This is a genomic window from Spirulina sp. 06S082 (genome assembly GCF_034932145.1).
Classification (GTDB): Bacteria; Cyanobacteriota; Cyanobacteriia; order Cyanobacteriales; family Spirulinaceae; genus CCY15215.
The window spans coordinates 18,711-29,920 of record NZ_JAYGHV010000011.1; the positions used below are offsets into that span (position 1 = coordinate 18,711).

The window sequence follows — 11,210 nt, forward strand, 5'->3', positions numbered from 1 at the left end:
TACCAACATGGAAGACTACACAAATATTATTGCTGAAGAATTGGCCAATGCTGGCAAAAATCAAGCATTTGGGTTACATCAACAAAGCGATCGCGACTCAATAGAAACGCGATCGCAATTATTTCACACCGTTGCCCCCGATATTTTACAACTTTGTCAAGATATGGGTTTAACCGACACAGAAAGCATTTTGCGGACCCTCTGGAACCTGTGGCTACCCCTTTCTCTCGAACTGGTTGCAGAACGTCAAAAATTAAATAGACCCGTTGTTCAGGGCATTTTGGGGGGACAGGGGACGGGAAAGACAACTCTTGCAGAAGTCCTGCGCCTAATTTTAGAAGAACTGGACTATACTAGCGTCACATTTTCTCTCGACGATCTCTATAAATCCTACATCGAACGTCAGCAATTACAACGCTACGATCCGCGTTTGATTTGGCGAGGTCCCCCCGGAACCCATGATGTGGAAATTGGGGTAGATTTATTAGATAAATTGCGTCAAACCAAACGACGCAAGCCTGTTATCGTTCCTCGTTTTGATAAATCTGCTTGTCAAGGTGCCGGAGATAAAGCCCAGCCAGAAGTGATTAATCCTGTTGATATTATTATTTTTGAAGGTTGGTTTGTCGGCGTGCGTCCCGTTCCTGATAATCGTATTTTTGACAATGCCCCCGATCCCATTAATACTCCTGAAGATATTCAATTTGCTAAAGATATAAACGATCGCCTTTTCGATTATGTGGCATTGTGGCACCGTTTAGATCGGTTAATGGTATTATTCCCTGAAGATTATCGCCTTAGCAAACAGTGGCGCATAGAGGCAGAACAGAAGATGAAAGCAACAGGAAGAGGAGGGATGAAAGATGAGGAAATCGAGCAGTTTGTAGAATATTTTTGGAAAGCATTGCACCCAGAGTTGTTCATCACTCCTTTGATTCGCAATCCTATTTTGACAGATTTAGTCGTCGCAATTAAGCGCGATCGCACAATTGACAAAATTTATCGACCAGAACACAATCAAAAAACCTAACAGGAATCCACCAAATATAATATCAGGGTCTACCAAATTATCATTTTTACATAACAAGTTCGGTAGACCCCAGTTTAATAATCCCCTTTCTCAATTATTTAGAAACTTGAAAAAGGGGATTAATCATTTAAGTTATGGTGTATTTTGAGAGTCTCCCTCTAAAGGCGGCGTAAAATCAAAATTTTCATCTAAGGGCGCAAACTCAATACCAGGCTTGTCTATTGGATTCGCATCCGTGGGATAATCTGGCTCTAAAGTAGCATTAGTGGATGGCGTGTATAATTCCCGAGGAAAATCTTCCGCATCAATACAAGTGTTCAGCGCGCGAGAGGGAGTGAGGGGAATTTGTTGACTCAACCCAACAACACAAGCCGATAAGCGCGTAGGTAGCAGACTGCGGCGGCAGTGATCTAAAGTTGATAAAGCAAGGGGTTCGAGTTCCGTCGCTGCAACTGTAATATTTCCCGCCAATTCGGTGCGCGTCACCAAAACATTGTCATTAATCGTCACCACACATTCAGCCAATTCTAGGGGTCGTCTGACGCGAAAACAAGCAAATAGGGCATAGAGTTCATTAATAACCGTTCCTGTGTCAATTGAACTGACACATTGCGAGACATCGGTGGGTTCTAGGGCTTCGGAACAGGCGATCGCAGTTTGGTCTTCCCGAACTCCTGCCGCTAATAGTTGTGTCGCACATTCTGCAAACTCTTCCGTAAATTGCCCGTGACGATAACGACGACTAAAAACATCAAGATCGCTGAAAATATTAGCCTGACTAGGAGTCGCAACCAGTAAAGCGGTTGCGGGTGAAAGGGCGACTAGACCCAGAGAAATCGCACGAGAGAAGGACTGTTTCATGGAAAAAGGGAAATAGGGAACACTTCGGCTTCGCTCAGTGTAAAGCGAGGAATGAGGAATGAGCAATTACCCAGTCCCCATTCGCGATCGCCACTTTTTAGTATTCTGGTACAGAAGGATCGACTTCTTGACTCCAAGCGCGAATACCGCCTTTGACATTGGTTCCTTCAATGCCAACCTCTTTGAGAATGCTTAAGGCTTTCGCCGATCGCCCGCCCATTTTACAATGAGCAATGAGACGATGACCATTGAGCATTTCTTTCACTTTTTCAACCCCTGGACCTTGTTCGATATCCGGGAGAGGAATGAGAACAGCCCCCGGAATTTTGGCAATTTCGTATTCGTTGGGGTTGCGAACATCAATCAATAAGAAATCATCCGCACTACTATCGAGGAGTTGTTTTAACTCCTGTACATTCATCTCTGACATGGCTTGTTGTTCCTCTGCTGCTGCTGCTTTGGCTTGGGGAATACCGCAAAATTGTTCGTAGTCGATGAGTTTTTCGATAATTGGGCGAACGGGGTTGGGACGAAGTTTGAGTTCTCGGAACTTCATTTCCAGGGCATTAAACAACAACAAGCGCCCGCTTAAAGTTGTGTTTTTCCCTAAAATAATTTTAATGGTTTCCGTCGCTTGAATCGTTCCGACAATACCAGGAAGAACCCCAAGTACGCCACCTTCCGCACAAGAGGGAACCATTCCAGGTGGAGGGGGTTCGGGGTATAAGTCGCGGTAGTTGGGTCCGCCTTCATAATTAAACACCGTCGCTTGTCCTTCAAAGCGAAAAATTGAGCCGTAAACATTCGGCTTATTCAAGAGAACGCAAGCATCATTTGTGAGATAGCGCGTGGGAAAATTATCTGTTCCATCGACAACAATATCGTAAGGCTTGATAATGTCGAGGGCATTTTCTGCACTTAAGCGGGTTTCGTACAAGTCTACTTGACAGTTCGGATTGATTTCCTGGATGCGGTTTTTTGCCGACTCAATTTTCGGTTTACCTACCCATGAAATGCCGTGAATAATTTGGCGTTGGAGGTTGGAACTATCAACAATATCAAAATCAACAATACCGATGCGCCCAATACCCGCCGCCGCGAGATAGAGTAAGAGAGGGGAACCGAGGCCGCCGGTACCGATGCAAAGAACGCTTGCAGATTTAAGACGCTTCTGCCCGTCTAGCCCCACTTCTGGCAAGATAATATGGCGCGAATAACGTTCGTATTCTTCTTTATTGAGTTGGATTTCATCCAAGTTGGGATTTAACATTGACCATCGAGTTTAGGGTTCGTTAGGCGCGATCGCCTTCTGTTGGGGTAGGTCACAAAGCGATCGCGGTTTTGTCTGGGGTAAGATTGTCTATTTTATCTTTATTGAACCCTATTTGTCCGACTTCCCGATTATTCTGTAATATTTTTGATAACATTCTCTCCCGTTAGACCCAATCGGGTCTAACGGGAGTTTCAGAAGAGAATATCTAAATATGACAACTCATATCCTTAGACTGTTGAGAAAATTTCAGATTCTCCTTATAGTCTACCGGACAATCAATCACTGCCGGAACATCCTGTTCTAAGGCCATTTTCAACGTCGGAATTAAATCCTCTGCTGATTTGACGCGATAACCCTTCAATCCCATACTTTCAGCAAAGAGAACAAAATCGGGATTGGTAAAATTAATAAACGCCGACTCGCCAAATTGATTGATTTGTTTCCACTCGATTAACCCATAACCATTATCATTAAAAATTAGCGTCACAAAAGGCGTTTTTACCCGCAATGCTGTCTCTAATTCCTGACAGTTCATCATAAAACCGCCATCTCCCGTCACCGCTACAACCTTGCGATCGCGGTTGACCAATTTCGCTGCTAATGCCCCAGGAATGGCAATTCCCATCGCTGCAAACCCATTGGAGATAATACAAGTATTGGGGCGATCGCAGTGATAATGCCGCGCCATCCACATTTTATGCGCCCCAACATCAGAAATCACAATATCTTCAGGTCCCATCACCTGTCGTAGATCGTAAATAATCTTTTGTGGTTTGATGGGAAAGCCGTCATCATTGGCATAATGTTCGTAATCATCGCGAATATCTCCTCGTATTTCTGAGGCCATACTTGTTAGTTTTCCCTCGCGATCGACTCGTTTCGTAATCTCATAGAGAGAATCAGAAATATCCCCGATCACTTCTACACTAGGAATATAACTACTGTCGATTTCTGCTGAATTTACACCAATATGAATGATGGGAATTTTACCGTCAGGATTCCATTTTTTCGGCGAATATTCGATTAAATCGTAGCCGATCGCGATCACTAAATCGGTTTGGTCAAAAGCACAACTCACGAGATCGCGTTGTTGCAGTCCAAAGGTCCATAAAGCGAGAGGATGGGTATAAGGAATTGCACCTTTCCCCATAAAAGTATTAACTACAGGGATATTTAAACGAGTGGCAAATTCTATGAGGGCTTCGCTGGCATGGGCGCGAATGGCTCCATTTCCGACGACAATCAAAGGGTTTTTCGCCTTAGAAATCTTTTCGCCGGCTTTATTAAAGCTACGAAAAGAAGCATAAATGGCCTCTTTGCCATTGGTACTTAAAGGGGATTCTCGATCGACGGGCATGGCGGCAATATTTTCCGGTAAGTCTATATGAACTGCCCCCGGTTTTTCCTGTTGGGCAATTTTGAAGGCTTTACGAATAATTTCTGGTGTATTGCTGGGACGGACGATTTGAGTGTTCCATTTAGTAACAGGTTCAAACATAGAGACCAGATCGAGATATTGGTGAGATTCAATGTGCATCCGATCGGTTCCCACTTGTCCCGTAATGGCAATTAAAGGCGCACCGTCGAGGTTAGCATCTGCCACCCCCGTCATCAAATTGGTGGCACCCGGACCGAGGGTAGAGAGGCAAACTCCGGCTTTTCCGGTCAAGCGTCCGTAGACATCGGCCATGAATGCCGCCCCTTGTTCGTGACGGGTGGTAATGAATTGAATAGAAGAGGTTTTTAATGCCTGTAAAAGGTGCAAATTCTCTTCTCCTGGAAGTCCAAAAACGTATTCAACGCCCTCATTTTCCAAACAGCGAACGAGAAGTTCGGCAGTGTTTAATTGTCCCACAATCTTTTATCCTTAATTAAAATGTTTTTGTTGATTGTTTCCCTCGAACCGATCGAAGGGTTATTTTTTATTTGTTATTGAGACGGCGATCGCCGCTAATGTCTAAGCAATAACAAATTTATTTAATCCAGACTGTTTTGATATTGACAAACTCGTGAATTCCTTGAATGCTGAGTTCTCTGCCATAGCCAGAACGCTTGATCCCACCGAAAGGTAAGCGCGGATCGGATTTAACTAAACCATTAATAAAGATGGCACCGGCTTCAATTTCTTCGATCGCGCGATCGCGTTCTTGTTCATCATTCGTCCAGACGCTGGCACCCAAACCTAAAGGGGTCGCATTAGCTAAGGCGATCGCTTCATCGATATTTTTGACCCGGAAAAATAAGGCAACAGGACCAAAAAATTCTTCGGTATTGGCAGGAGATTCGACGGGAATTTCAGTCAAAATAGTGGGTGGATAAAAGTTGCCTTTTCCTGCTAATGGTTTGCCCCCAATTAAAACTTTTGCCCCCATCTCGACGCTTTTTTGCACTTGGGTGGCGATCTCGTCGCGAATGGCAGATGTGGCCAACGGACCAATATCCGTATCTTCTGACATAGGATCCCCCACTTTTAAAGTTTGAAATTTGGCGAGAAGTTTCTTCTCAAATTCGTCGGCGATCGCCTCACTAACAATAAACCGTTTGGCAGCAATACAGGATTGTCCGTTGTTTAGCATCCTAGCAGTGGTTCCCATCGCCACAGCCTCATCGATATTGGCGCTATCAAGGACAATAAAGGGGTCACTGCCTCCCAATTCCAAAACGGTCTTTTTAATATGTTTCCCGGCAATAGATGCCAAACTCGCCCCGGCGGGTTCGCTGCCTGTTAAAGTGGCAGCTTGTACGCGATCGTCAGCGATTACAGATTCAACTTGGGATGCACCAATTAACAAAGTTTGGAAGGCTCCATCGGGAAAGCCAGCTTGTGAGATAATTTCTTCAATGGCGATCGCGCATTGAGGGACATTAGAAGCGTGTTTGAGGAGTCCCACATTCCCAGCCATCAATGCAGGGGCTGCAAAGCGAAATACCTGCCAGAAAGGGAAATTCCAGGGCATAACCGCAAGGATGATGCCGAGGGGTTGATAGCGGACAAAAGCGGAACTGCCATCGCTTTTGCTTGGTATATCCTTGAGAAAATCGGCGGCATTGTCGGCATAATAGCGACAAACGAGGGCGCATTTTTTCGCCTCCGCGATCGCGCTTTTTAAGGGTTTTCCCATTTCCAGGGTCATAATTTTGCCGTATTCCTCGGCATTTTTGTCCAGCAGATCCGCCGCAGTGTGCAGCCAGGCGGCGCGATCGCTCATTTTCGTCTTACGATAGCGGACAAAGGCAGACTGTCCTCGTGCTAATTTAGTTTGAATTTCTTCAGCCGTTAGCGGTGCAAAGGTTTTCAGCGTTTCGCCGTTAGCCGGATTAATTGTTGCGATCGCCATTTCCTCTCCCCATCTTTAAAATGTAAAACTCTTTATTGTATCTCTAGTCTATTCTTCCCTATCTTGTCTAAACGAAAATTCGGTATATTTTTTAACAAATTTATATTTTCTTAACTTTACTTTTTGTAATTTATATTGACAAAAGTAACATCAAGTGTATTCTTTGCTGAGGCGATCGCGTTTTGTGACAATTTTCACAGTTTTGCTATACTTGGCATAACCGATTACGATTGTTTTGATATAATTGATGCCGATCTTATAGCAGAATATACCAACACTAAGATATAGCGGTGTTTAGGGAAATTTGTTCGTTTGAATGGAGTGGTTTGGTATTACGTTAAAGTTGTTCAAGGTCCCAATAGTCAAGTTAATGGCAGAGAAGGATGGGTAAATTCTGATTATCTAAATTGTGATTAGATTGTATTAATCGAAAATGCGATCGCCTTCTACTTGAATTCTGTTTGAATTCTGCGATCGCACTTCAACTTCCTAAAACAAACCTGAGAATAATACCAATAGTTGTCGCAGCAATCAAACTAAAAGCAAGATTAACAACCCATTGAGTCCCTTCTCGATAAGCCTCGGATTTCTCTACGGAAATTTCTAAACGATCTACCGATTTTTCTAGGCGATCAAACTTCTCTGTTGTTGTTCGTTCAAAATGATCTGCTGACTGTTCTAAACGATCTAAGCGAGTATTAATTTCTTTAAGTTGTTCGAGAATTTGAGTGGTTTCCGATCGCATCATAATAATTGCTCCAATTAAACTCATATATATTTTGCAAGTTTAACACCAAACTCAAACCCCTATAGCAGCGCGATCGCCACTCTTCCAAATTCTCACAGTCTTATCAAAACTGCCACTGGCCAAAATATTTCCATCAGGACTAAACGCTAACCCCTTCACGGCACCGAGATGATCCGTTAAAGTCAGGAACTCCTGACAAGTTGCGACTTCCCAAAACTTAATTGCACCCTCTTCACTCCCACTGGCTAAAATGCGCCCATCGGGACTAAAGGCGATCGCCGCAACACTCTTTTGATGTCCGATCAAACTCCCCATTTCCGTCCCCGTTTCCACCTCCCATAACTTAATCGTCCGATCTTGACTGCTACTGGCCAAAGTCTTTCCATCGGGACTAAAGGCGATCGCCGTTATCCCTGCAAACATCCCCGAATGCCCCTTAAACTGAGCAATTTCCTCCCCCGTCTCCACCTCCCAAAGGCGCACAATTTTATCGAACCCTCCCGCAGCTAAAAGTTTCCCCTCGGGACTAAAGGCCAAACACCACATCCCCTCGGGACTGTCCCATAAACGCTCTTTTTTCTCCTCCTCTCGCACCTTAATTCCCCGACCCATTCCCCCACTGGCCAAAAGCTGCCCATCGGGACTAAACGCCACGCATAGCACCCCTGCAAGGTCTTGAAACTCCGCGATCGCCTTTCCTTGGGGAAGTTGCCAAACTTTAAGACTGCGATCCAAACTTCCCACGGCTAATTTTCTCCCGTCTTGGCTAAAAGTCAGAGATGAAACGCTATTTTGTTGTCCCGTTAAAGTGCGAATACTCCACAACGCTTGCATCGGCCAGAGATTCACCGTGCGATCGCGGCTACCACTGGCCAAAACGCTACCATCGGGACTAAAGGCCACGCAGGTAACGCCGTCAATGTGGGCTGTAAGGGTGTGTATACAGTGCCAATCCTTCATTAGGATGTACGGGATGTCTGAGGCATTCAGTGCCGCCAATGCCTCTAAAACCGCATTTGCAGAAGGATAGCGATCGCGGGTCGCCCTGGCTAACATTCCCTCTAAAATTCTGCCGAGGCGATCGTCAACAGGACTCGGCAAAACCTCCCGCCATTGCCATCGGGCTGCCCCCACATCGTACAATTCCAGAGGATCGATGCCCGTGAGTAGATGAATGCAAGTCACCGCCAAACCGTAGAGATCGCTGCTGTAGGAAACCTGCCCAAAAGCCTGTTCTGGCGCAGAATAACCCACAGTTCCAATACTCGTTCCCCTCTTTTTTAACGCCGTTTCCGTTGCATATTTCGCCGCCCCAAAATCCACCAAAACCAAAGACCCATCGCACTGACGGCGAATAATATTTTCCGGTTTAATATCTCGATGAATCACTTTCCCTGCATGAACAAACGCTAACACCGAGAGTAAATCCTTCAAAACTTGCCATACTTCCGACTCCGTAAAAGTCCCCTTTGATCGCAACTCCGAGGCCAAATTTTCCCCCGCGATCGCCTCTTGAACAATGTACTGTTGGCGATCCTGCTCAAAATGAGCGTAAAGTTCGGGAATATGGGGATGTTTTCCCAACTCCTCCAACCGCATCGCCTCCTGCTGGAAAAGGTCGGCAGCCTTTTGCCAATTTCCCTGCTCTTGGGGATAAAATTGTTTCACAACACAGTCGGGATGAGAAGGTTTGTACTCATCCCGCGCTAAAAAAGTTCGCCCGAACCCTCCCGAGGCGATCGCCTGCATGAGTCGATAGCGTTGGGCGAGAAGTAATTTCCTCCCGCAATTGTGACAAAAATTAGCATTGTCGATGTTGACAGGTTTCCTACAGTCTGGATTGGGGCAGTAACTCATAGACAACCGAAAGATTGTTCCCAACTTTAACAAAATTTCTTGAATTCCCCTGCAATAAAATCCTCGCTCTCTCTGTAAGATTTATAGAGGTAAATTCATCGATCGATTATTGAGGAGCTAAACCATTGAAAAAAGTAGAAGCCATTATCCGACCCTTTAAACTTGATGAAGTCAAGATCGCTCTCGTTAACGCTGGGATCGTAGGTATGACTGTTTCGGAAGTACGCGGTTTTGGACGGCAGAAAGGTCAAACCGAACGCTATCGCGGTTCGGAATACACGGTAGAGTTTTTACAAAAGCTCAAAGTAGAAGTCGTTGTCGAAGATTCACAAGTCGAAATGGTTGTAGAGAAAATCATCACGGCGGCCAAGACTGGAGAGATCGGCGATGGCAAAATCTTTATCTCGCCAGTAGAAGAAATTGTTCGCATTCGCACTGGCGAGAGGAATCTCGAGGCGGTTTAATTGTAAACCAAGGGGCTGCGGGCGGAACCAAGTTTCGCCCGCAAGAATCCCCATCTTTTTAAATCGGGGAGATGTCAAGCGAAAATCTCCAACAATTAATGGGTAGGGGCGTTGCACTTAATGCCCCTACCTTATTTGTACATAAAAAAAGCGATCGCCTTGGCGAAGAAGCGATCGGGTTGATATTGTTAATATTATTAATATTATTTTCAATCTTTACCAAAATCTGCTTTACTAGGAAACTATCAATTTTAGAAAATATTACATGAGCGATCGCCCAAAAATAATCGTTCTCGACGACGATCCCACAGGTTCTCAAACCGTTCACAGTTGCTTATTATTAATGCGCTGGGATGTGGAAACTCTGCGCTTGGGACTTGCCGATCGCGCCAGTATTGTCTTTATTTTGACCAATACTCGGGCATTAACACCAGAACAAGCAGCAGAAGTGACGCGAGAGGTTACGCGCAATCTTAAAATTGCTATTGAAGCTGAAGATATAAAAGATTTTTTGGTGGTCAGTCGTTCTGATTCTACTCTGCGCGGTCACTATCCCGTAGAAACTGATGTTATTGCCGAAGAATTGGGACCCTTTGACGCGCATTTTTTAACTCCTGCTTTTTTTGAAGGGGGACGCATTACCCGCAACAGTACCCATTATTTATTAATTGACGGGGTAGAAACTCCCGTTCACGAAACTGAATTCGCCCGAGATTCTGTCTTTGGTTACAGTTATAGTTATTTGCCAGATTATGTCGAAGAAAAGACCAAAGGACGGATTAAAAGTCAAGAGGTAGAATGTTTTTTGCTGACGGAAATTCGCCAAGGTACTCAAGAGAGATTGATGGAGTTGCAAGGGAATGTTTGTTGTGCTGTCGATGCGGAAAAGCAATCAGATCTGGATCGTTTTGCGGAGGATATTCTCGCAACAGCAGGGAAGGGAAAACGCTTCTTGTTTCGCAGTGCAGCAAGTTTGCTCACTTCTTTGGCTCAATTGGGTCAACAACCCGTCCCCGCCGAAAATATGGCACAATACGAGCGATCGCCACGACCGGGAGTTGTTTTAGTGGGTTCTCATGTCCAGAAAACGACCCGACAGTTAGAACAATTATTACAAGAAACAGGAATTGCCCCGATCGAAGTGGATGTAGTGCGCTTGCGAGATAATTTAGCAGAGAAAACCTCATTACAAGCAGAAATCTTACAGAAAGTTAACACGGCGTACAATGCCGGACAAACGCCAACTATTTATACAAGTCGCAAAGAGTTACAGTTTGCTGACATTCAACAGCGTTTAGATTTTGGTCAAGAAGTTTCCCGTTTATTAATGAATATTGTCAAAGGGTTGCCTGCCGAGATAAGTTTTTTAATCAGTAAAGGTGGCATTACCTCCAATGATGTCTTAAGTACCGGTTTAGAATTGCGATCGGCGCGATTATTAGGGCAGATTTTGCCAGGATGTTCAATGGTTATCACCCCCGAGGATCATCCCCAATTCCCCAAATTACCCGTTGTGCTTTTTCCAGGTAACGTCGGAGACGATCGCGGACTAGCAACCGTCCATCAACGCTTAAGCAAAAACAAAACATAAAAAACCCCAAACTCCCCAAACTCCCCACACCCCCCCATCTCCCCACAC

The 11,210-nt window shown here is 44.9% G+C and carries 9 protein-coding genes; 3 read left to right on the plus strand and 6 right to left on the minus strand.

Annotated elements, in window-relative coordinates; translation table 11 throughout:
* The first annotated feature begins 7 nt into the window (after window positions 1–7).
* On the plus strand, window positions 8–1,030 hold the full coding sequence (locus VB714_RS02175; protein ID WP_323220721.1) for a glycerate kinase: 1,023 nt from the start codon (window positions 8–10) through the stop codon (window positions 1,028–1,030).
* Window positions 1,031–1,162: 132 nt separating this feature from the next.
* Here the strand turns inward: VB714_RS02175 and VB714_RS02180 are convergent, their stop codons facing one another.
* The 6 genes from VB714_RS02180 to VB714_RS02205 form a co-directional block, all read right to left on the minus strand.
* Window positions 1,163–1,891, minus strand: a complete 729-nt coding sequence (locus VB714_RS02180; RefSeq protein WP_323220723.1) for a hypothetical protein — start codon at window positions 1,889–1,891, stop codon at window positions 1,163–1,165.
* 97 nt (window positions 1,892–1,988) lie between these two features.
* Entirely contained in the window at window positions 1,989–3,161 is a 1,173-nt protein-coding gene (gene moeB / locus VB714_RS02185; protein ID WP_323220725.1) for a molybdopterin-synthase adenylyltransferase MoeB, read from the minus strand.
* Between the two features lie 208 nt (window positions 3,162–3,369).
* Window positions 3,370–5,019, minus strand: coding sequence for an acetolactate synthase large subunit (locus tag VB714_RS02190; RefSeq protein WP_323220727.1), 1,650 nt, complete (start codon window positions 5,017–5,019; stop codon window positions 3,370–3,372).
* A 118-nt stretch (window positions 5,020–5,137) separates the two neighbouring features.
* The gene (locus VB714_RS02195; protein ID WP_323220729.1) at window positions 5,138–6,502 is read right to left on the minus strand and encodes an NAD-dependent succinate-semialdehyde dehydrogenase; all 1,365 of its coding nucleotides are present in this window, start codon (window positions 6,500–6,502) and stop codon (window positions 5,138–5,140) included.
* Between the two features lie 481 nt (window positions 6,503–6,983).
* Window positions 6,984–7,274 carry a hypothetical protein gene (locus tag VB714_RS02200; protein ID WP_323220731.1) on the minus strand — a complete coding sequence of 97 codons (291 nt, stop codon included), beginning with the start codon at window positions 7,272–7,274 and terminating at the stop codon, window positions 6,984–6,986.
* 27 nt (window positions 7,275–7,301) lie between these two features.
* Window positions 7,302–9,107, minus strand: a complete 1,806-nt coding sequence (locus VB714_RS02205) for a protein kinase domain-containing protein (protein WP_323220733.1) — start codon at window positions 9,105–9,107, stop codon at window positions 7,302–7,304.
* 125 nt (window positions 9,108–9,232) lie between these two features.
* Here VB714_RS02205 and VB714_RS02210 point away from each other — a divergent pair, with 125 nt between their 5' ends.
* Both VB714_RS02210 and VB714_RS02215 read left to right on the plus strand, forming a co-directional pair.
* The gene (locus VB714_RS02210; RefSeq protein WP_323220735.1) at window positions 9,233–9,571 is read left to right on the plus strand and encodes a P-II family nitrogen regulator; all 339 of its coding nucleotides are present in this window, start codon (window positions 9,233–9,235) and stop codon (window positions 9,569–9,571) included.
* A gap of 265 nt (window positions 9,572–9,836) precedes the next feature.
* The gene (locus tag VB714_RS02215; protein WP_323220737.1) at window positions 9,837–11,162 is read left to right on the plus strand and encodes a four-carbon acid sugar kinase family protein; all 1,326 of its coding nucleotides are present in this window, start codon (window positions 9,837–9,839) and stop codon (window positions 11,160–11,162) included.
* Window positions 11,163–11,210 lie beyond the last annotated feature (48 nt).